Origin of the sequence: Neptuniibacter marinus, from assembly GCF_001597725.1 — a bacterium.
In the GTDB taxonomy this organism is placed as follows: domain Bacteria; phylum Pseudomonadota; class Gammaproteobacteria; order Pseudomonadales; family Balneatricaceae; genus Neptuniibacter; species Neptuniibacter marinus.
This window is the reverse complement of sequence record NZ_LUTR01000014.1, coordinates 1-21790: the sequence shown is the minus strand read 5'-3', so window position 1 is coordinate 21790 and position 21790 is coordinate 1. Positions and strand designations below refer to the sequence as shown.

At 41.2% G+C, this 21790-nt stretch carries 17 protein-coding genes and 2 tRNA genes; 3 read left to right on the top strand and 16 right to left on the bottom strand.

Features of this window, described 5'->3' with window-relative positions:
- Positions 1 to 5: 5 nt before the first annotated feature.
- Positions 6 to 4844 carry an NAD-glutamate dehydrogenase gene (locus A3774_RS10530; protein WP_067866986.1) on the bottom strand — a complete coding sequence of 1613 codons (4839 nt, stop codon included), beginning with the start codon at positions 4842 to 4844 and terminating at the stop codon, positions 6 to 8.
- Between the two features lie 269 nt (positions 4845 to 5113).
- Here A3774_RS10530 and A3774_RS10525 point away from each other — a divergent pair, with 269 nt between their 5' ends.
- The gene (locus A3774_RS10525; protein WP_197468055.1) at positions 5114 to 6787 is read left to right on the top strand and encodes a BatD family protein; all 1674 of its coding nucleotides are present in this window, start codon (positions 5114 to 5116) and stop codon (positions 6785 to 6787) included.
- Position 6788: 1 nt separating this feature from the next.
- Here the strand turns inward: A3774_RS10525 and A3774_RS10520 are convergent, their stop codons facing one another.
- Positions 6789 to 7682 carry a TIGR01777 family oxidoreductase gene (locus tag A3774_RS10520; RefSeq protein WP_067866983.1) on the bottom strand — a complete coding sequence of 298 codons (894 nt, stop codon included), beginning with the start codon at positions 7680 to 7682 and terminating at the stop codon, positions 6789 to 6791.
- 115 nt (positions 7683 to 7797) lie between these two features.
- Between A3774_RS10520 and A3774_RS10515 the strand changes: the two genes are divergently transcribed.
- A complete protein-coding gene (locus tag A3774_RS10515) occupies positions 7798 to 8403 on the top strand; it encodes a riboflavin synthase (RefSeq protein ID WP_067866981.1) in 606 nt (201 codons plus the stop codon).
- A gap of 105 nt (positions 8404 to 8508) precedes the next feature.
- Positions 8509 to 9645, top strand: coding sequence for a sensor domain-containing diguanylate cyclase (locus tag A3774_RS10510; protein WP_067866979.1), 1137 nt, complete (start codon positions 8509 to 8511; stop codon positions 9643 to 9645).
- Positions 9646 to 9652: 7 nt separating this feature from the next.
- Here A3774_RS10510 and A3774_RS10505 read toward each other — a convergent pair whose 3' ends face one another.
- The 14 genes from A3774_RS10505 to A3774_RS10440 form a co-directional block, all read right to left on the bottom strand.
- The gene (locus A3774_RS10505) at positions 9653 to 10204 is read right to left on the bottom strand and encodes a hemerythrin domain-containing protein (protein ID WP_067866977.1); all 552 of its coding nucleotides are present in this window, start codon (positions 10202 to 10204) and stop codon (positions 9653 to 9655) included.
- Positions 10205 to 10598: 394 nt separating this feature from the next.
- The gene (locus A3774_RS10500; protein WP_067866975.1) at positions 10599 to 11195 is read right to left on the bottom strand and encodes an HAD family hydrolase; all 597 of its coding nucleotides are present in this window, start codon (positions 11193 to 11195) and stop codon (positions 10599 to 10601) included.
- A gap of 77 nt (positions 11196 to 11272) precedes the next feature.
- A complete protein-coding gene (locus A3774_RS10495; protein ID WP_067866973.1) occupies positions 11273 to 11671 on the bottom strand; it encodes a hypothetical protein in 399 nt (132 codons plus the stop codon).
- Positions 11672 to 11811: 140 nt separating this feature from the next.
- On the bottom strand, positions 11812 to 14442 hold the full coding sequence (pepN, locus tag A3774_RS10490; RefSeq protein ID WP_067866971.1) for an aminopeptidase N: 2631 nt from the start codon (positions 14440 to 14442) through the stop codon (positions 11812 to 11814).
- Positions 14443 to 14458: 16 nt separating this feature from the next.
- Positions 14459 to 15286, bottom strand: a complete 828-nt coding sequence (locus A3774_RS10485) for a DUF2797 domain-containing protein (RefSeq protein WP_067866970.1) — start codon at positions 15284 to 15286, stop codon at positions 14459 to 14461.
- A complete protein-coding gene (locus A3774_RS10480; RefSeq protein ID WP_067867084.1) occupies positions 15286 to 15558 on the bottom strand; it encodes a YeaC family protein in 273 nt (90 codons plus the stop codon). The genes A3774_RS10485 and A3774_RS10480 overlap by 1 nt, the downstream gene beginning before the upstream one ends.
- A gap of 64 nt (positions 15559 to 15622) precedes the next feature.
- On the bottom strand, positions 15623 to 16495 hold the full coding sequence (locus A3774_RS10475; RefSeq protein WP_067866968.1) for an alpha/beta fold hydrolase: 873 nt from the start codon (positions 16493 to 16495) through the stop codon (positions 15623 to 15625).
- Between the two features lie 10 nt (positions 16496 to 16505).
- Entirely contained in the window at positions 16506 to 17375 is an 870-nt protein-coding gene (locus tag A3774_RS10470) for a rhomboid family intramembrane serine protease (protein ID WP_067866966.1), read from the bottom strand.
- Entirely contained in the window at positions 17375 to 18361 is a 987-nt protein-coding gene (locus A3774_RS10465) for a metallophosphoesterase (protein WP_231867969.1), read from the bottom strand. The genes A3774_RS10470 and A3774_RS10465 overlap by 1 nt, the downstream gene beginning before the upstream one ends.
- A complete protein-coding gene (locus A3774_RS10460) occupies positions 18357 to 19238 on the bottom strand; it encodes an NAD(+) kinase (protein ID WP_067866962.1) in 882 nt (293 codons plus the stop codon). Before A3774_RS10460 ends, A3774_RS10465 begins: the two co-directional genes overlap by 5 nt.
- 111 nt (positions 19239 to 19349) lie before the next feature.
- The gene (locus A3774_RS10455; RefSeq protein ID WP_067866960.1) at positions 19350 to 20246 is read right to left on the bottom strand and encodes a 1-aminocyclopropane-1-carboxylate deaminase/D-cysteine desulfhydrase; all 897 of its coding nucleotides are present in this window, start codon (positions 20244 to 20246) and stop codon (positions 19350 to 19352) included.
- A gap of 207 nt (positions 20247 to 20453) precedes the next feature.
- Positions 20454 to 21377 (bottom strand): sensor domain-containing diguanylate cyclase, encoded by a 924-nt coding sequence (locus tag A3774_RS10450; RefSeq protein ID WP_067866958.1) that lies wholly within the window; start codon positions 21375 to 21377, stop codon positions 20454 to 20456.
- A gap of 168 nt (positions 21378 to 21545) precedes the next feature.
- A tRNA-Val gene (locus tag A3774_RS10445) sits at positions 21546 to 21621 on the bottom strand.
- A 92-nt stretch (positions 21622 to 21713) separates the two neighbouring features.
- Positions 21714 to 21790 (bottom strand) — tRNA-Asp (locus tag A3774_RS10440).

The following is a 21790-nucleotide window of genomic DNA, read 5'->3' as shown; positions in this document are numbered from 1 at the left end:
AATTTTTATGCACTGTATTGGCAGATTTTTGCTAAATCAAAAAGCTCCCTCAAAGCCACTGTGTACATTGCATACTCTTGTTTTTTTGCACTCTTTAGCTCAACCAACACATTTTCCCAACGCTGCACTAACCACTCATTTTCAGCACACCATTTGTCAATTGCATGCTGCACTGAACAGCCTGAGTGCTGCCCCTTAATAGCAATCGCGACAATAGCCCTTTGCTGCCAATCAAGATCATCTCTAAAAGCTTCGCGTGCGAGCGCCTGCCAATAATTATCAACACGAAGTGTATTTAATTTTTGTGAAAGCCAGTCTAATTCCAGCCTCTCCCCCAATCCAAAATACATCTGAGCGACTTTGTCGGTAGATAGCTCAGTCAACTCTGCTGCCTCAATAATTCCTAACGATGAATATAGAAAACGTGCACCCGATACCATTTTGGCCAACTTAACAGGCACGCCCTCTGCTTGATAATACTCTTTTGAACTTTCCCAACGCTTTAAGGGGTCACCAGAGAGAATTTTTTCTTGTTTATTTAATATTTTTACCAATTCACTTCTAAAGCGTTCAACCTCAACACTGCAGTCTAATTCCAAACGACGATTACGCACAAACCAACGGGTTGCTCTCCTGATTAAATGCTGTAACTCATGCATCATTTTGATTTGAACTTCATTACTTACCTTATGATCTAGCTTCTCGATCTGCTGCCACAGCGGTTCTATATCAAACACATCCCTGGCGAGAATGTAAGCGCGAGCAATTGAGGCATCATCAGTGCCGGTTGATATGCGTAAACGGTCAACAAAATTGATGCCCATCATATTGATCATATGATTCGCAATCTGCGTCCCTATAATCTCACGCCTTAAACGGTGTGCTGTTAATTCTTCTGGAAACTGCTCCACTAACAACTCAGGAAAAGCGCTATTAAGCTCATGACATAAATAAGGATCATCAGGCACACTGGATACACTTAAGGTTTGTTTTAACTCGGCCTTACTGTAAGAGATCAGAATAGAAAGCTCTGGACGTGTAAACCCAAGTTTCATATTAAAACGTTCATTAAGAGCTTCATCATCAGGCAAAAACTCAAGCGCACGATTAAGCTTTCCAGCACTTTCCATATTCGATATATAGCGCTGATATTCAGACATATTGTCTAATGAGCGCGATTCAGCCATAGAGATTGCTTGTACTTGCCGATAGTTGTTCTGCAACACTAATTCAGAAATATCTTCAGTCATCTGTGCCAATAGCAGGTTGCGCTGCTTCCGTGTCATATCACCATTATCAACAAGCTGGTTAAGTAGAATTTTTATATTCACCTCATGGTCTGAACAATCAACGCCACCCGCATTATCAATAAAGTCCGTATTAACCCGTCCTCCTGATAGGGCATATTCCATGCGTGCCCGTTGGCTTAAGCCTAAGTTACCGCCTTCACCAACAACTTTACAGCGAAGCTCATTACCATTAACCCTAAGTGCATCGTTTGTCTTATCACCTATATCCCCATCACTCTCTGTTGTCGCTTTAACATAAGTACCAATCCCGCCATTCCATAACAGATCGACCGGTGCCTTTAACAAAGCACTGATTAATTCATTAGGTGGAACCGCTGCGCTAGTTATTCCTGTTAATGCTTGTATCTCAGGTGTAAGTTTTATGGACTTACTGCTCCGACTAAAAATCCCACCCCCTTTTGATATTAGGGACGAATCATAATCAGACCAAGAGGAACGAGACAATTCAAAAAGCCGCTGCCTCTCTAACCAACTTTTACCGGCATCAGGCTGAGGATCTATAAATATATGCTGATGGTTAAACGCTGCCACCAACTGAATATGTTTTGACAACAACATACCGTTGCCAAATACATCCCCTGACATATCGCCAATGCCAACCACCGTGAAATTTTGCTTATCAGTATTGATACCCATTTCACGGAAATGGCGCTCTACTGATACCCAAGCACCTCGCGCGGTGATCCCCATCTTTTTATGGTCATAACCTAAGCTACCACCCGATGCAAAGGCATCACCCAACCAGAAACCGTAATTTTCCGCTATCTCATTCGCTATATCTGAAAAAGCAGCAGTCCCTTTATCCGCAGCCACCACTAAATAGGTATCATCTTCATCATGGCGAACCACTGATTCTGGTGGTACAACTTCACCATCGATTAAGTTATCGGTGATATCAAGCAATCCACTAATGAATGTTTTATAACAACTGATACCTTCCGCCAGCCAGGCATCTCGACTCATTCCATCAGATAATTGCTTGGCAACAAAGCCACCTTTTGCGCCCACCGGTACGATAACTGCATTTTTAACCTGTTGTGCTTTAACTAAGCCTAACACCTCTGTTCGATAATCCTCGAAACGATCTGACCAACGCAATCCGCCGCGAGCGACCTTACCACCTCGTAAATGAACCCCTTCAACTTGAGGTGAAAAAACAAATATTTCAAATTTTGGTCTTGGCAGCGGGACATCAGGAATTTGCTCTGGGGCCAGTTTAAAAGAGAAATAGCACTTATATTCCCCCTCTTTTTCCTGATAATAATTTGTCCGTAACGTAGCCTTAATTAAGGCCAAATATTCTCGAATAACCCTATCATCATTTAAACTCACTACTTGATCTAAGCTCGTGAGTAGCTGTTGTTCTAATACCTCCTCATCACCTCGATTTTCAGGATCGAAACGAGCGGTAAATAGCTTGACTAACTTAGCCGCGATATCAACATATGAGTTTAAGGTGTTGCTTATTGCTTCAGGACTAATAGGAAAGCCAATCTGCTTCATATAAGAAGCGTAAGCTCTAAGCATAGAGACTTCGCGCCAATTAACTTCACCACCTAAGACTAAACGGTTGAATTCATCACTGGCAGCTTTTCCTGTCCACACATGTAAAAAAGCCTCTTCAAAGAAGTGCTTCAATGTATCAGGTGAAACGGTTCCATTACCTATATATTGCAGGCTGAAATCGTGAATCCAGATCTGTTGGGTTTTCCCATCAATCTGATAAGGGTGTTCATCCAGCACTCTTAGGCCAAAGTTTTCCAGTACAGGAATAACATCAGAAAGAGGCAATGAGGCACCTAAACAGAAAAGCTTAAAATTAAGGTTTGCATCACCCCGCTCAAAGGCCTTATAAAAACTTAGCTGTATCGGATTCTCATTATTAAGTTTAGCTATACGCTGCAGGTCTACTACCGCAGTACGTGGCATAAAATCTGAACTATAGCTTGTAGAGAATGAATCGCCATATAGGTTATAGGTAGCTGTTCCCTTCTCCTCACCAAGCGCTTCAACTAAAGCATCACGTAGATCCTCAGACCAGCTTCTCCCTGCTTGCCTTATCAGGGCCTCAAGTTTTGCTTCATCAACCTCTTCTGCGATAGCTTCACCACGCAAAATAAATTGCGTTCGCGTCAAGATAGATTCAGAAAAGTAAGTGGTGAAATCAGCTTGATCGCAACTAAGTTCTCGACATAAGAGTGATTCAACTTTTCGTCTAAATTCAGTGCTGTAGATGTCTCTTGGAGAATAGATAAGACATGAATAAAATTGACCGAAATAATCCCTTCGAAGAAATAGACGAATCTGCCGACGCTCATGTATCTGCAAGATGCCAACAACTGTACGGTACAAATCATCAACACTCACCTGAAATAGGTCATCTCTTGGATGAATTTCTAAAATCTGTAACAGCTCTTTCCAATCATGTCCCTGACGATGTAACCCAGACTTATCCATAATAGCATCGACCTTACGGCGTATAATTGGGATTTGACGCGAGCTTTGAATATAAACGCTAGATGTATACAAACCAAGAAAACGGCTCTCACCTACTAAAACCCCATCTCGGTCATAACGCTTAATACTAATATAATCAGGATAGATCGGGCGATGAACTGTCGATTTATGGTTAGATTTTGTGAATGACAGGATATCTGGAATTAGAACAAAGCCATCTGCATCCCGTGAGTTTTGATTTACCAAAGCTGACCGGCAATGCTCATCACAAAACTTCAACAAACCTAACTGACTACCGGGTACCGCTTCAAGTAATTGTTTACCTTCTTTTGAAACCAGCTGATACTCATCATAACCTAAGAATGTGAAATGACTTTTAAGCCAAACAATAAAGTCATGTGCTTCAGTAGAAATCCTCTCTTCAAACCCATTCACTGGTTCTGAGAAAAGAGCACTCAACCGGTCGCACTGCTCCAACATAGGTGTAAAGTCTTCCACCACCATAGTGACATCTTCAAGCACATTCAGAAGATCGTTTTCTAAGGAGGTTAACTCTTCAGCTCCCGTGTGACGGTCCACTTGGATTGATACTAATGTTTCACGGTGGGTGTTTTTAGAGTGCAGGTTGCTAGCACAATCATCTTTATTAAATGCATCAATCAACTCACCGCTATCATCTCTTTTCATAGTGAGCACAGCATTGTGAATAGCGTGTATGGTTAAATTTCTTCGATTCAACTCCATACGTAAAGAATCAACAACAAACGGCATATCCTCTTGTAATACCTCAATGATGGTATGTGTTGATTGCCAACCATGTTGTTCATAATCTGGATTAAAAACTCGGACTTTAGCTTGCGCTCTTATACGGCATTGAATGAACTGCCAACATGCTAATGTTGATCCATAGAGATCTTCTAACTTCCATTCATTCAGATCGATTAACGAGGCTGATGAGTAATAAAGCTTGGCAAATTCGATCAAACCTTCTGCTTGTTCAGCAATCAATCTCTTTTCTATCTCCTCACAAAGAAGCGCAAGAAGGTTCTCTTTATCATCTACTCTATAATTATTCATAATACACTCAAAAATAAGCCCGTTTATCAACAGTATAGATAGAAACTAAAGATACGCTCAGGCTTTTTATTAAACATTTCCTAATATACTAACTAAGCGGCACTCACTATTAAAAAAAAACCTACTGTAGTCGTAAAAAAAATGTTTCTCCTTCAAGAATCATTGCTATGGCCACTAACATTACTCATAATCAAGAAAATATGGGATTTATTAATAACGTGTTAAGGTTTTAGATCTGCACCTTTGAAGTATTAACAAAGGACTTTGTGTTGCTAATTCACCCAACAAAACTGTTAAGCGTCTTATTTTTTGTATCATTTTCTATACACGCTGCAGTTACCGCTAAACTAGATCAGTCCACCATTTATCAAGGTGAAAAGCTAACGCTAACAATAGAAACCGATCAAACGAATCAAGACCGTCCAGACCTTCGTGCATTACAAAAAGATTATGTGCTTTTAAGTACAAAACAGGTCACCCTGTCTAGCCATAGCACAAATACCATCATCACAAAAAATCGCTGGGTCCTTTCACTACGTCCTATTGGAGATGGAGAGAAGATAATCCCACCCATAAAAGTCGGGACCGAAATTAGCCCTGAAGTTTCTCTATTCGTGTTACCTGCTGAGCAAAACCCTCATCCTAGCGAGGGTGCATTACGGCCAATCTATTTAGACGTTGAACTTGATAAAGATGAAGCTTATATCAATGCTCAAGTGATTCTCAGTGCTCGGATATTTCACCTATCGCCTCTTCCTGACAATATGAATTTGAGCCAACCTGAATCTATCGATGCTTTAATCAAACCATTGGAAGAACAGAAAAAGTATTCGACTGTTGTGAGTGGCCAACGCTACACCGTGACCGAAAATAATTACGCTATATTTCCTAGAGAAGAGGGAAGCATTGAAATTTCCCCTTTATTTTTAAGCGCAACATTAACAAACGGTAATCTATTAGAGCTAAACAGCCCTCCTCAAATTATTTCTGTACTACCTCCTACTTTTAGCAGCAGTAATACTCTTTGGCTTCCAGCACAGAGTGTTCATCTTGAAGATAATGTGCCCGACCTTAATCATATTGCAGTAGGTGATAGCTTCACTCGGATTATCTCTATGGAAGCTGAGGGTATACCTGCATCAGCTCTACCTTCATTATCTGTTCTCAAAAATGAATTAGCCGATATAAAATTACTCAATGTCGTATTAGAAGAGCAGATGACAGAGCATGGGGTAGTCAGTCAACGCACAGAAGAGCTCCTCATTACCCCCTTAGAAACAGGTGAGGTAACACTACCTGCAATCGATATTCCTTGGTGGAACACTCAAACTGATCAAGGTCAAACCGCAAGCCTGGCATCAAAAGTAATTTCTACAAGTATTCAAGCAAAGCCTAAAGTATCAAACGAGCTACAAAGTAATGACTCTATTAATAATGAAGGGGATCGACCTAAAGATACTTCTGAGCTACTTATCTGGTTACTTACTGCTATCAGTATAGTGTCGGTATTAGGCTGGATTTACTCTTTTAATAAACTACGACTATTACAAAACATCTCTAAACACAACGAAGAACAACTCGCTCAAGAACAGACAATGCGCAAACAGGTTGCAACTGAAATAGCAGAAAGAAATACCTTTCAAGCCTTATCTATGGCCTGTAACCAGAACAATCCAGCCATAACGCAATTACGATTAATTGAATGGGCACAAAGTTTTTGGAACGACCCACTACTACTCTCGCTAGAACAGGTCTGCGAGAACGCCAAGAACCAAACTCTCAACTTTCTTATAGTGGATTTAGAGCAACATTTATATAGTGAAAGTCCTGAGTTATGGCGAGGAGACCTACTACTTGACGCTATAGACAAACTCCGGAAACGACAACAAAAAAGACTCGATATGCAAGCTGGCGATAACCATCTGAGCTATCAAAACCCTTAACTCAATTACGATAAATAGATGCTAATGCCTGCTCCAATTTAGGATAGTTAAATTTATAACCGCTATCTAAAAGATTTTTCGGCACTACACGCTGCCCCTCAGTTAACAACTCAGCACCTTCTCCTAAAATAAGCTTCAGAATACATACAGGCATAGGCAAAACTGTAGGGCGATGCAAAACATGGCCTAAAGTAGAGCTAAACTCTTTATTTGTTACCGTCTCAGGGGCTGTTAAATTAAACGCTCCAGAAAATTGCTCATGCGTTAACAACATCTCAATAATTTCAATCTGATCATCAATATGTATCCATGACATCCATTGCTTTCCAGCACCTATAGCACCACCTAAACCCAATTTAAACGGCATTTCCATTTTAGCTAAAGCGCCACCCTCCCCTAAAACTATGCCTGTACGTAACAAGCACACTCGGATACCTAAGCGCTCAGCCTGCAATGCGGCGTTCTCCCACGCTAAACACAACTGATGAGTAAAGCCCGAATTGCATGGGCTTTCCTCGCCTAACTCTTCATCTAATTGACTGCCGTAATAACCAATAGCCGACCCACTTATTAGCACCTTGGGCTTAACTGATAGTTGAGCCAACCACTTAACAATATCATTTGTTAGCTCCACTCGACTGCTATAAAGCAGCTCTTTACGCTCTTTCGACCAACGCTTATCTAAAATAGGTTCTCCCGCTAGATTGATCACCGCATCAAGAGGAATTCCCTCCAACTCTGACAAAGCGCTAATAACCTCAACCGTCCCTTGAAATAGATGCTGGGCTCTATCTTGATCTCGAGTTAAACAGTAAATTTCATCATTAACAGCTAAGCGTCTACGGATGAAGTGCTGGCCGATAAAGCCAGTGCCTCCGGTAATCAATATTTTCATGGGAGCTCCTTTTAATCCTGCAATAATAAGCGCTGCACTCAGCCTACAATATTGATACGATGCTAAGCATTGTTTAGATTAGCAGTCTTATGAGTTAATTTTTAAGAGTACTCAAATGTTTACAGGCATAGTGCAAGGCAAAGGGGTCATCCGCGCCCTCGAGAAAAAAGCAGATTTTATACATCTAAAGGTAGAGCTTCCCCCACAACATTGCAAAGATATCCAATTAGGCGCAAGTATTGCGCTCAATGGCACCTGCCTTACGGTCACTTCGTTTAAAGAAAATATTGTCAGTTTTGATCTCATTATGGAAACCTTACGCGTCACTAACCTTAGCGAAATAAACCTAGGGGATTTGGTTAATTTTGAAAGAGCTGCAAAGTTTGGTGACGAAATAGGTGGGCACTTATTATCTGGGCATGTCCATCAACAGGTTTCAATCAATCGTATTGAAAAGCCAGAAAACAACTGGATTCTTTGGTTTAACATTACTCCCGAGTGGCGAAAGTATATATTTCCAAAAGGCTTTGTTGCGCTTAACGGCTGTAGCCTGACCATCGGCGAAGTTTTAGAGGATCAGTTTAATGTATTTCTTATCCCTGAAACTTTATCAATAACGACCTTTGGTAATCTTGAAAAAGGAGATAAGGTTAATATGGAAATTGATGCCCATACCCAAGCGGTTGTGGACACTGTAGAACAATATTTAGGCAACCGTTAACGCACATTGATTAATCACATTTTAATCGCACTAAATTAGTAAAAAAAGCTGCATTGATCTTAGAGTTGGCCGATACATTATGCACATGTCTTAAAAGGAAATAAGATGGGGCTGGATCCATTAGAAAAAGAGAATCAGGAACTCAAACGTACCCTGCGACTGATGATCAATAAAGCAGAACAAAATGAGTCGGTTCTGAATAGTTTTTTTGAAGTGGAGCTTCGCTTACTTTCTTGTGGACGCTTGTCTGAATTATTAGATCTTATCTTGGTTGATTTTAAAGCGCTCTTCCGACTAAGCAGTGTCAATCTGATCTTATTTGACCCTGAACATGCGGCACGTAGTTTACTGAATGAATATGTACCTCCGGCAACAGGTAATACCTTAAGGTTTGTCCAAAGCCAACGACTGTTAAAATCAATTTACCCTAATCAAGGGATGATTGTAGGAACACTTAGCCCCTCCCTAAAAGCTGAAGCCTTCCCTGTCGCAGATAGCCCAGTAGAATCTTGCGCTTTATTACCTTTAGTTAGACACAACTGCTTAATAGGTAGCCTTCACTTAGGGAGCTGCGACGCTAGCCGATACACGGAGCATGTGAGATATGATTATATTCAACACTTAGCCTCTGTGGTATCCGTATGTATAGAAAACTGCATTAACCAAGAAAACCTCCACCGACTCAGCAGTATTGATATGCTGACGAAAGTTCATAATCGCCGTTCATTTGAAGAAGAGATTGTTCGTGAATTATCTCGAGCTAGCCGATCGGCACACTCTTTAGCTTGTTTATTTATTGATCTAGACCACTTTAAAACGGTGAATGATACTTACGGACACCAAACAGGCGATAGAGTACTACGCACAATAGGCTTGTTTCTCAATAAGCAGCTGCGTAAAACAGATACCGTTGCTCGGTATGGTGGTGAAGAATTTGCCATATTATTGCCGAACTGCGACAAAGACCGCGCTTTAAGCATAGCTGAAACGCTTAGAAAGAAATTAGCTAATCTGATTTTTCGTGACGAACTATCTAGGCCTTTCAGGATGACAACATCTATAGGCGTATCTTTATGTCATCCTGAGAAAAACCCATCGGTAAAACTAGACGATATTGCCTATCAACTGATCCAAGCCGCAGACAAAGCTGTTTATAGTTCAAAAGACGCTGGCCGAAACCAAGTTTCATTTATGCCATTTCCAGACCTTGAATCACCACATAACCAAATTGATCAAGGCTAAATTCAACCTAAGCCTTATTCATATCGACAATAAGTTCACGATAAATATCTATATACTCTGTTGCTTTATTCTCTCCAAATAGCGGGTCACTCTCTTGCGGTAATAACCCATCAATAATTGCCCAATCTTCCTCAGAAGCTACACCTTGAATAAGTGGGAACAGATACCCCTCTTCAGAATCCAGATGAGCCGTTTGTAAAATCACAAACCCATCTAAGAGATTAACAAACTCAGTCATAGGCATAACAGCATCATGAAGGACCCCATCAATGGCCTCTATAAGCTGAATACTGGACGCTTTAAGTTTCTGATGCTCTACAGCACAGTGCAACAAATGCGTGTCTAATGCTTCGGAGCGCCCGGAGAAGTAGTCATAGAGCTTATCTTCTCTCGGATGATGATAACCATCAGCATAAGAAGCGATATAATTGATAACATCTGCCATCAAATTAAAATTAGGCGAGTCACCCGCTCTAAGTTTGTCTATCTTAAGTCCTAATATAACGAGCAACTTATTAAGATTCACATGGTCTTGATGTAACTCAGTAAGTATTGTCATAAGTAAAGCTCCTCACAAAACGTGGTAATACGCAACTCAGGAAACTGAAATGAACATACAACTTGTATTATCTTTGGGTACATAAAAGCCGATCACTATAAATAAAATATAGAGAAAACGAGCAAGTGCGCATGATAAAGATCAATTTAGACGAGGTTAGATAGAAAAATATTGCAGCGCAACACTGATGTAGCTCCGGATGACTAACATCAAACCGGTGAGTGGGAAATAAAACGACAGGCTAGATTCGTTTAGATAAAAAAAGACCAAAGTGAAAAACACTTTGGTCTCAAAAGTTGCATTAAAAATAATCTGGATAGATATCACTAATGCTTAGGCCAAGAGTAAAAGCAAACGCTTTCCTCACTTATCTTAAAGCAAACGCTAGGCCAACTTATTCATCAAGCCGATAAAATAGCTCAAATAAATTTTTTACTCTAACATCCGTCTCTTCAGGCCAATGGCGATCAGCCATATCAACATGAACCGTTGTTACTGAAGCCGCACGCCCAGAAAGAAGGTCAAAATGAAAGTCCCCGACCATTACCGCTTCTTCATTATCCCCAGCCCACTGATTTAAAAGAATATTTATACCTTCAGGTGAAGGTTTAGGTTTCGCTTCATCTCGTCCTAAAATATCTTTGCTAGCAAAAAAATCTGCGGCGCCAATAGCCTGCAAAGATAAAAGAGCAAATTCATGAGCATTCCGTGTCAAAATACCTAAACAGCATCCTTTTTTATCAAGCTTAGTTAATAACTCAACGGCACCCTCCGCTGGTTGTGCTTGTGCAGCATAATAACGCTCAAGCTCATCTAAATGCGTTAACATTGTGCGCCTTTTCTCTTCAGGCTGGAGGGCTATAGCAGAAAGAATATCGGTATTCGGCGCCAAGCCTAATTCATTGCGAATATGTACAAAGTCATGCACAGGCTTAGTTAGGGTGCCATCAAGATCAAAAATCCAATAACGCTTATGCGCTAGACTAACCATTTTAAATTCATGCTCACATAAAAATGCCGAAAGGAATTAACATTTCGGCACTTAATTATAAAATATTCTATAGAAGACTATTCTTCGGCAGTTGAGAAGCTAGCTTCATTAAATGGATCGAGCGGGTTTTCTAATAACTCATCATTATTAAAATATAAAATCCGCCCTTCAAACTTTAAGCGCTTTGTTGCGAACCAACGATCAAGCTCTTCAATACTTTCATCACTGGAATTAACATCAAGCCAACTCATGACTAAATTATAAAAATACACTCCAAAAAGGCCAGCAGCGGCCCCTAAAAAGAACTCCGATGACAGTGCAAAAAGAAGCAGAATAATACCCGCTATCCATATCCGATTCGCTTTAGCCGTTTTGTAAGTATCGTTAGCCAATTCATGACTATCTTTCAATCGCATGTAACGTCTGAAATTTTGTTGAATATCGAACTTATCTTCCGCAGACAATAACTGTGACATATTGCATCCTTAGTCATACGTATATTTTATTATTTTCATTTAAAACCAAATCCAAATATAAAATTTGGCATACACTCCTCAGCGAGTATAGCCGAGGGAAAACCATACGTCCCCCCAGCTGACGGAGAATATTCAAATTTTTACACTAAACTTTTACTAACAACTTCAAAAACATCTTTTGATAGGTCGCCACTATCTCTAATTCGCTCCAACTCAGCCTTCATTAGCTCTTGTCTAGCAACAGAGAATTTTTTCCAACGTGTTAGTGGTGTTAGCATTCTTGCCGCTATTTGAGGGTTTTGGCTATTAAGCTCAATAATACGTTCAGCTAAAAAGCGATAACCACTACCATCCAACGCATGAAAATGAAGGCTATTCTGTGCACAAAAAACAGAAATAACAGAACGAAGTTTATTTGGATTCTTACGATCAAAAGCCGGATGTTCCATTAGCTCAAGCACGCGAGCTAAAGCACCTTGATGAGGGTCCGATGCTTGAATCGATAACCATAAGTTAACCACTAAGCTTTCCGACTTCCAGCGCTCATAGAAATCAACCAGCAGTGCACGCCCCGCATCCCTAAAAGATGAATGGGCAACCAAAACTAAGGCCACTTGCATATCAGTCATATTATCTGCTTTTTCATATTGAGCTTTGGCTAACTGAAGGCTTTCTTCAGTTTCTAGGCTCATTAGATAAGAGAGGCATAAGTTTTTAAGACTTCGACGCGCGACAGAATCTGCATCGGGAGTGTAGGCAATATCAAGATCATTCTCTCGGTATACCGAGCGTAGTTTATCTTCTAGCTGCTCAGCTATGGAATAGCGAACAAACTTACGAACAGCATAAATCGCATCCACATCAACACTGTCAGCCAGCTCAGAAAGGTAAGCTTCCGATGGTAAGGTCAACACTTTACTAACCATCGCTTTATCTAACCCTTCAGCATCGAGAACACTGCGGAATGCGGAGACTAAACGATCATCCAGCTGCATAGTTTTATCTGGATGATAGTCGGCGATAAGCGCCTGCATAATATCAACAGCAAGCTTTTGCGCCGCATCCCAACGGCAGAAACCATCTGTGTCATGAGCCATTAAAAACATTAGCTCATCACGCTGATATGGATAGAAGAGCTTCACTGGTGCCGAGAACCCACGTAAGAGAGAAGGAACAGGTTTAGCGGCTAGACCACCAAAGGTAAATGACTGCTCAAACTCAGTTACATTAAGAATTTGCGTCATCTCACCATTAGGTAACTCAATCCCTTGACCACTTTCATCTAATAACCCCATTGCCAGTGGAATATGGAAAGCTGATTTCTTCTCTTGACCGGGGCTTGGTGGGCAGCTCTGTTTAACATTCAGTACATACTCTCCTGTCGCAGAATTATACTCATCAGTAATATGCAGCTCTGGCGTACCCGCTTGATGATACCAAGCTCTAAACTGGGAGAGATCTTTTCCTGACGCATCTTCCATAGCTTGAATAAAGTCTTCAGTGGTAACCGCTTGCCCATCATGGCGTTCAAAATAGAGATCAGACCCTTTTCGGAAAAGAGCTTCACCTAATAATGTACGCACCATTCGCACCACTTCAGCCCCTTTTTCATAAATAGTTAGGGTATAGAAGTTAGATATCTCAATAAAAGATTCTGGTCGAATGGGGTGAGCCATAGGGCCCGCATCTTCAGCAAACTGAGCAGTTCTGAGCAGACTGACATCTTCAACACGTTTAACGGTACGCGAGTTCATATCCGCAGAAAACTCTGCATCGCGAAATACAGTGAAACCCTCTTTTAAACTAAGCTGAAACCAATCACGACAAGTAACACGGTTACCCGACCAGTTATGGAAGTATTCATGGGCAACCACCGCTTCGACACGCTGAAAACCACCGTCTGTAGTGGTGGCCGCATTAGCCAACACACATGAGGTATTGAAAATGTTGAGGCCTTTGTTCTCCATTGCGCCCATATTGAAGAAATCGACCGCAACAATCATATAGATATCAAGATCATATTCACGGCCGTAAACCTCTTCATCCCATTTCATCGCATTTTTTAGCGAAAGCATGGCATAGTCGAGTTTATCTAGGTCCTTCTCTTCAGCAAAGATTCGCAGCTTCACTTCACGACCAGACATAGTCGTAAAGCAATCCTCAATATGCTGCAGATCCCCTGCAACTAAAGCAAAAAGGTAAGCCGGTTTAGGGAACGGATCTTCCCATGTCACCCAGTGACGATTATTCTCTGCTAACCCTTGCGCTACAGGGTTACCATTGGAAAGAAGTTCTGGATAGAGTGCTTTATCAGCCTCAACTGTCGTTCTAAAAACAGACATCACATCGGGACGATCCGGAAAGAAGGTTATTCGGCGAAAGCCTTCCGCCTCACATTGGGTACAGAACATACCACCAGACTTATATAACCCCTCTAATGCGGTATTTAATTCAGGGTGTATACGTGTCGTCGACTTTAAACAGAAGCGATCGGGAACGGATGCTATCTTAAGCATTTCGCCCTCACGAACGTAATCCTTATCACTGAGCAGATCGTCATCAATAGATAAGCTCACTAACTCCACTGTTTCATGGCCATAAAGCTCTAGAGCGGGAGCACTCTCGGTACAGGCCGGGTTTCTACTAATAGTTAACACGGCATGAACTAAGGCTTCATCTTCAAATAGCTCAAAACGCAGATCAGTGGATTCGAAAAGATAAGCAGGGACTTTATAGTCCTTTAAATAGATCGCTTTAGGTTCCTGTGACATTCCAACACCTTAGTTATCAGGCAGATATCATTACCTGATAAGCAGTAAATTTACGCATATTAATAACACCGGTATCTAAAATCAGATACTGGCCTTTGATCCCTTGTAGCACTCCGCTAACTTCAGGCGTTTTATCAAAATTAAACGATGTAACCTTTTGCGGATAGTTCAAAACAGGATAATTAATCTCTATCTGTTCAGCCTCAGGCAATCGCTGTATTGCTTGTAAACCAAATTCATTTTCTAATGCGATCAAACCCGCTTGGCACTTTTCAAATAACAGATCTCTTGTTTCTGTTAAATCTAAGCTTTCTACTTCGTTTTTCAACATTTTGCGCCAATTAGTTTTATCTGCAACATGCTCACCTAATAATCGTTCGACCTTACCAGACTGAAGGCGAGTAGCGACTTTGAAAATAGGTAAAGCCTGCACCGCCCCTTGATCCATCCAACGTGTAGGAATCTGTGTGCCACGGGTTATCCCTACTTTAACGCCCGAGGAGTTAGCCAGATAAACATAGTGATCTTGGAAACAAAACTGCTCGCCCCAACTCTCGTCACGGCAGCTGCCTTCATGAAAATGACACAGTTCCGGTTTAACAATACATTGATCACATTGAGGCAAGCTTTTAAAACAGGGATAACAATAACCCTGGCTAAAGCTCTTATTCGTTTTCCGCCCACAATGAGTGCAATTGATAGCACCTTGGTAATGAAGACGTATAGGCTTTCCTATAAGTTCGTTCATCGCAACTTCTTGCTCACCTACAGGCAAAAAGTAACTAACCTTGTCAGAAAGTTCTGTACGCATTTTCTGCAATGCGCCGCACGCAATTTCCTGCATCAGTTTTTATCATCTATAAGGATTTTGATAGTGTCCGGCTGCAAGGGATCTTTCCCATGCTGAGAACCATCCTTTTTCGTGCGATCAATAAATCCGACTCGCTCATCGACTGGCTTATTTTCATAATCATAAGCGATCACTGCGCGCATACAAATATCTCGTTGCTCGGCGGTCAATTTACGTCCATCAGGCCACTTACCTAATTCTACTGCACGTTTTAATGACTGGTGCATATCAGGAGTCATCGCCTGAATCAGCTCTTCATAATTCATAAATTCATCCATAGATAACATAAAACGAGGACTAACCTCGTTTATCAGAAAGCGGGAAAGTTTATCACACCCTGCTTTCTTTCAGCATGAACTCAAGTACTTGATCTTGAATTCTCTCCCTATTCTTAATACTCGGCATATGTAGATCTTCAATCTCAATAACTTGAGATAGATTAGGTACAACAGTGCGAGCACATTTTTCTACTTTACTCGGCGCAAAGTAGAGATCATCAGTAGCAACAATAAGCTGTACCGGTGCCTGAAATGCTTGTAAATCTTGTTTTTCAAACGGTCCCGGTGGCAAGAGTGTCATGGGGATACCCGCCTGAAAAACGGCAAAGTAATATGACTCCAGCTCTGGCCAATTATCACCCATTAAAGGTTTCATCAACTGATCAAAATGTAGTTGGTCCGTATTCAATTTAAAACTCAAAAACGGCATAAATAGTTTTTTTAGTGGGCGCCAAATAGGACGGAAAAAACCGGCAGGGACAACCAGCGAAGCCATCGTTATTCTATTGGGTGATCGAGTGGCAAGATCAAGTAAAACAGCACCACCGAAGGATAATCCAACCGCAGGACAGCTCTCTATATTTAAACTATCAAGTAAGCCTTCAAACCAAATAGCGTAAGCCTGATTACTTGAAACCGGAGCCATACCCGGCGTTTTACCAGCCTGGCCAGGAATATCAGGACAAATAACATGATATTTTTCAGCCAGCTTAGCAAAAAACTCGATACAAAAAGGTGCGCTCGTATGCAAGCCATGAAGCAACAATAAAGGCGGTGCGTCATTAACTCCCGCCTTCATCACCCAAACTTGGCCAAACGGTGTTTGTACATACTCTCCGGTTAAATTTGGAACAAGAGTGCCAACCTTTTCAGCCTGCTGCTCATAACGCTGCTTAAGATCCAGCGATAACATAGTTGCATCCATCTATCTTTCCTCAGGCTTTCGCCAATCGTTTACCAAGAGGCACAAAAATTAAGCCTGTAACAAGGCCGGCAAGATGAGCTGTATTTGCTATAGAACCAAAACCAACGCTACTCAGAATACCGCTGTAGCCTAAAGCTAACCAAAAAACCATAAATCCCATCAAAGCTGGGGGCAAACGAAGCTTGGGAGAATATAACCTATCCCACAGCCAGCAATAACCAAGAAAGGCGAAAACAACACCAGACAGGCCGCCAAACATCGGGCCACTGACCCAATATTGAGCCAAGTTAGATGTAACACCTGAAATAAGCACAAGCATTACTAAAGATAAACGACCTTGTGCAGATTCAATTCGCGTGCCTGCAATCCAGATCCAAAGAACATTGAAGACGATATGAGCTGCACTAAAATGCAGAAAAATCGGTGTAATAAAGCGCCAATACTCCATTGACTCAACAGTGCCCATAAGACCACTGGTATAAATTCCATCACTCTTTTGTAACAACTCGGTGATAGTGAAATATCTTAATAGATCAAAATTTTCCCCAAAACCAATTAAAAAGCTAAGGACAATACTGATCACAATTAATGAGGTTGAAAGCCAAGCCCGTTGCGCTAAAACAAAAAAATTAGGCTGTACAGCCACCGAGTGCTCAAACACAGGAGTTGGTTGAGCCCTAAACTCCATTTGAGAAAGCCCCCCCCCGTTTTTCCACATCTCATAAAGGGCCAAGATATCTTCAGGGTTAACATTTGGCTCAACCCAGAACTCTTGAAAATCACCTTTCTCAAGAACCCGATGGGGAACCTCATACTGCCAAAGGAACTGAGTGAATTCGGTCAGGTCTTCGTTGAGAGGAACAGTAAATACTTTAATCATTAGAAATTAGGCTCATCCGCAATCTCTTTTCTGACATCAACAAAAATAAACTTATCGGGCTGAATAACCTTTTCATTATCTAAACGGTAAGCAACTAATTTCCCATATTTAACCGCACTGTAATCTAGACAAGCGATATTTGATGTTATGGGTGCGGGAGTCCCTTCTCGCCAATAATGACCAATAAAAAGCATCTTCTCTTCAGGGCCATAGTACAACAGGTCATTATAATCTTGCTCTGTCAGGGGCATTCTGGCTATATGCTCAGGCAACGGATCAGGTTGAAAAACAACATCACCATAAAGCTCTGGCTCCTCTGTCCAAAATTTGGTCCTGAAAAATCGGCGTTCAAAACCATCCTTACTCACCATCGCCTCACCATTAGGTAGACGCAAATGAGTTCCCCGCAAAAGCCTATCCATTAACGCCCATTCAAAAGTACCGCGCTTGGAAGAGCGGTGAAGAAAGCGATCATCGATGACATGATTAGGATATTCAGCTTCAAAACGGTCGATAAGCTTCTGATGCCAGCACGCATGGACTACCCGAAAACGATCAAACTCTAAGTAGACCGGCATCTCTCTAATCCACTGTAGAAACATCTCTTCTTCATCGGGATAGTTTGCTAACTGCTCTAAGGTTTCAGCAACAATGCGGTGATGACGAGGATTATGTTCACGTAGATAACTTAAACCACTTCCTTCCCGCCCTCGAGTGACATAACTTAGGTAATTAAATTCATGGTTACCCATAACTATATGAGCATGACCCGCTTTAACCATGTCATAAACTAAGTGCAGTGATTCCCTAATATGGGGCCCACGATCAAGAATATCGCCTAAAAAAATAACTTGGCGCCCAGGATTAGAATAAACACCATTACGTTTCGAATAGCCGAGCTTACTCAGCAGCAGCTCTAAACTTAAAAAGCAGCCATGCACATCACCAATGAGATCATACCCTTTTACTTCGCTCGTCACTTTAATCTCCGAGCTTAGTACCCCAACCAAGTTTCTCTCGGCAGGTACTATAAAAGTCATAGTTAAGAGGATGAAGTAACTTCAACTTATGTGGTTTTTTATGCACTGTAACTGTATCGCCAGGCGCACAACTAATATCTTTTTGACCATCACAAGACACAGTCGGGTAAGCACTATTATTTGGGCTAATAACCAGCTTTAGCTCACTATTACCATTAACCACAATAGGTCGACTAGATAAAGTATGAGGAAACATAGGCACAAGGACCAGCGCATCAAGCTTAGGATGCATAATGGGTCCACCACCAGACAAAGAATACGCAGTTGACCCTGTAGGTGTAGAAATTATCAAGCCATCCGATTTTTGTGTATATACAAATTGACCTTCAATATAGAGTTCAAACTCAATCATTCTTGCGGCTTTACCCGGATGTAACACACAGTCATTTAATGCGGTTGCTTCACCAATAGGCACGCCATCTCTTTTTACAATCACATCAAGTAGAAAGCGGCTATCTACGGTATATTTACCTTCTAAAACCTCAGCAACCTTTTCTTCAATCTCATGAGGAGCTATATCAGTAAGAAAACCCAAATTCCCTCGGTTTACACCTAAAACTGGAACATGGTACTGAGCTAAGGAACGTGCGGCTCCCAGCAAACTTCCATCACCGCCAACGACAATCACTAAATCACAAATCTCTCCCATCATTTTAGGAGTACTGGTTTGCTGCCCATGCCCTGGCATCACTTCAGCAATTTTTTCATCTAATATGCAATTAAGACCACGATCCCCTAAAAAACGGATCATATGTTTCAAGGTATCAATCACAGATTTGCTACCTAAACGACCAATAAGGCCGATATTACGAAAGTAATCCATTTTTGCTCCGGATCAGCTGGTTACATCCAAAATATAGATATTTTCATCTAACTCATTTTTCTTGATTTTTTCAATACGCTTTTATAATAAAGCCTATGCATCCCTACAACATTAAAGTGATCTTAACCCCTGAAGTCCCCCTGTATGCAATGCTAAAATCTGGCTCCCTTCAGTAAAAAAACCCTCTTCAATTAACTCTATCAATCGCAGCATCATTTTACCGGTGTAAATCTGGTCTAAGGGGAGATCATAATCATCATCCATCATAGAAATAAAAGCTAGAAGCTCAGGAGATGTTTTAGCATAACCGCCAAAATGGCCGTTGTAATCTAAAACCCAATTATTAACATCTGAATAACCGGCTGATTCTAAAAGCATTGAAATATCATCTTTTAAAAATTTAGCACCTTTCAATACCGGTATACCGACTATATTAACACTAGGCTGGGATGCGGCGACGCCCGCTAAGGTACCTCCCGTCCCACATGCAAGTACGATATTATCTATGCCATATTTCTGGATTAGGGATTGATTAACAATCTCTGCCGTCCCTTTGACTGCTAAAGCATTACTTCCCCCTTCAGGCACAATAAAGGGATCACCAAATCTATCTCTTAACCCTTGTAAAAAATCCGCGTCTTTTCGTTGTTTGTACTCAGCACGTGTCACAAAATGGAGCTCCATTCCCCAACACGCAGCATCAGTTAAAGTAGGATTACTTGCATAATCCGACTCTCCTCGAATAATACCAATGGTTTTTATCCCTAACACTTGACCCGCCCAAGCCAAGGCATGAATATGATTTGAATATGCACCACCAAAACTCAGTACGGCTTTGCCCCCCTGAACTTTAGCTTTCTCAAGGTTATATTTCAGCTTAAACCATTTATTCCCACTTACTCGCTGGTTTATCTGATCCAACCTTAATAGATGAACACCTACATCGCGCATCTCAGCTTGCTTCATATTTAATGAAACAACAGGTAATTCATTGAGTTGATCAAACATAGGACAACAACCACGCAAAGTCATAAAACTGAAGTACTTTTGTCATCAATTAGACATAAAAAAATCGTAAAGTAACTAAAAAAGAGGAGAAAACAATGGAAGACTATACAGAAGAACTACTTTATCAAAACATCGATGAATGTGATGATGAGGATTACTCAGATGATGCAGAAGAGCAATAACATCACCTGAGATAGAGACCCGCCTTTATACCTGCTCAGCCTGAACCAGATCCCCAACGTTCTGCTTAATCAAAACCGTTCGGTTTCCACCAGAGCTTTTAGCCTCATACATAGCCAAATCAGCACGCTGCACAACCTGATCAGGCTTTTCAGTCCCATTTGTTTCTGTCACACCAAGACTCATAGACACTTTAGCATTAACACAAGCCCCTTTTTCTATACTATATAGGCATTTAGCATTAAAGATCGTTCGAATCCTTTCTGCTGTTTGGGCTGCATCATGAATCCCTGTTTCAGGCAAAAGCACCATAAACTCATCCCCACCATAGCGAACAGGTATATCATTTTGCCTTAGCGTTTCTTTTGTGAGCTCACCTATAGTCCGAAGGACTCGATCACCCTCCAAATGCCCTAACGAATCATTAATCCCTTTAAAGTCATCTAAATCAAAACAAATAATACTCAGAGGGCGCTGATAGCGTTTAGCACGGTCCAGCTCTTTAGCCATAACACTATAAAAATGTCGCTGGTTAAATAAACCTGTAAGCTCATCAGTAACCGAAAGAATTTGCAGCTGTCGCTCAAAATCATGCCGTTCAGTTAAATCATGGAAAAAGCCAATACTACTTCCTTCAATTTCATCAACTACAACAGCAGACAAGCGGATTGGCACAATACGCCCATCACTACAAATCAGGGTAGCCTCAAAACCCTCAATGGACCCCGGCGCACCATAAGAGTCAGAGTATATAAGTTTCTTTATCTTCCGAGCATCATCTAAGCTAGGGTAGATTTTAGAAATACTCAAAGAACCCACGACGTCCTGAGCGCGATACCCCAAAAACGCCTCGGCAGCCGGATTAAAAATCCGAACCACCCCAGAACCATCTACGCCAATAATAGGGTCAGGGCATAAAGATACTATTAGCGCTCCATCAACACTTCTCACCAACTACCATCCTTGTCTTTTATTTTTATAACGTAGAAAAAATAACCATAAAAAGCTTAATCTATAAAAAAGAAAAAAACTGATCAAAATTTAATCTAAAAATAAAGAATATACATGTTTTGTTCTTAAAATACAAAAACATAGGATGAATATATACAATAAAAGAAGTGGTGGGCGTGGAGAGGCTCGAACTCCCGACATTCGCCTTGTAAGGGCGACGCTCTCCCAACTGAGCTACACGCCCACTAAGCAGATTAGCTTTTATACGATCTTCTCAGCATTTCGAAAAGAAAGAATTGAAACAAACACAATTAAAATGTGACTATTTCAAAATAGTGGCGGAATGGACGGGACTCGAACCCGCGACCCCCTGCGTGACAGGCAGGTATTCTAACCAACTGAACTACCACTCC

What these genes read in the sequence shown, in the direction of transcription:
- A3774_RS10530 (WP_067866986.1), bottom strand. Translation starts at nt 4,844, where the DNA reads ATGAATAATTATAGAGTAGATGATAAAGAGAACCTTCTTGCGCTTCTT.
- A3774_RS10520 (WP_067866983.1), bottom strand. Translation starts at nt 7,682, where the DNA reads ATGAAAATATTGATTACCGGAGGCACTGGCTTTATCGGCCAGCACTTC.
- A3774_RS10515 (WP_067866981.1), top strand. Translation starts at nt 7,798, where the DNA reads ATGTTTACAGGCATAGTGCAAGGCAAAGGGGTCATCCGCGCCCTCGAG.
- A3774_RS10510 (WP_067866979.1), top strand. Translation starts at nt 8,509, where the DNA reads ATGGGGCTGGATCCATTAGAAAAAGAGAATCAGGAACTCAAACGTACC.
- A3774_RS10505 (WP_067866977.1), bottom strand. Translation starts at nt 10,204, where the DNA reads ATGACAATACTTACTGAGTTACATCAAGACCATGTGAATCTTAATAAG.
- A3774_RS10500 (WP_067866975.1), bottom strand. Translation starts at nt 11,195, where the DNA reads ATGGTTAGTCTAGCGCATAAGCGTTATTGGATTTTTGATCTTGATGGC.
- A3774_RS10495 (WP_067866973.1), bottom strand. Translation starts at nt 11,671, where the DNA reads ATGTCACAGTTATTGTCTGCGGAAGATAAGTTCGATATTCAACAAAAT.
- pepN (WP_067866971.1), bottom strand. Translation starts at nt 14,442, where the DNA reads ATGTCACAGGAACCTAAAGCGATCTATTTAAAGGACTATAAAGTCCCT.
- A3774_RS10485 (WP_067866970.1), bottom strand. Translation starts at nt 15,286, where the DNA reads ATGCAGGAAATTGCGTGCGGCGCATTGCAGAAAATGCGTACAGAACTT.
- A3774_RS10480 (WP_067867084.1), bottom strand. Translation starts at nt 15,558, where the DNA reads ATGAATTATGAAGAGCTGATTCAGGCGATGACTCCTGATATGCACCAG.
- A3774_RS10475 (WP_067866968.1), bottom strand. Translation starts at nt 16,495, where the DNA reads ATGGATGCAACTATGTTATCGCTGGATCTTAAGCAGCGTTATGAGCAG.
- A3774_RS10470 (WP_067866966.1), bottom strand. Translation starts at nt 17,375, where the DNA reads ATGATTAAAGTATTTACTGTTCCTCTCAACGAAGACCTGACCGAATTC.
- A3774_RS10460 (WP_067866962.1), bottom strand. Translation starts at nt 19,238, where the DNA reads ATGGATTACTTTCGTAATATCGGCCTTATTGGTCGTTTAGGTAGCAAA.
- A3774_RS10455 (WP_067866960.1), bottom strand. Translation starts at nt 20,246, where the DNA reads ATGTTTGATCAACTCAATGAATTACCTGTTGTTTCATTAAATATGAAG.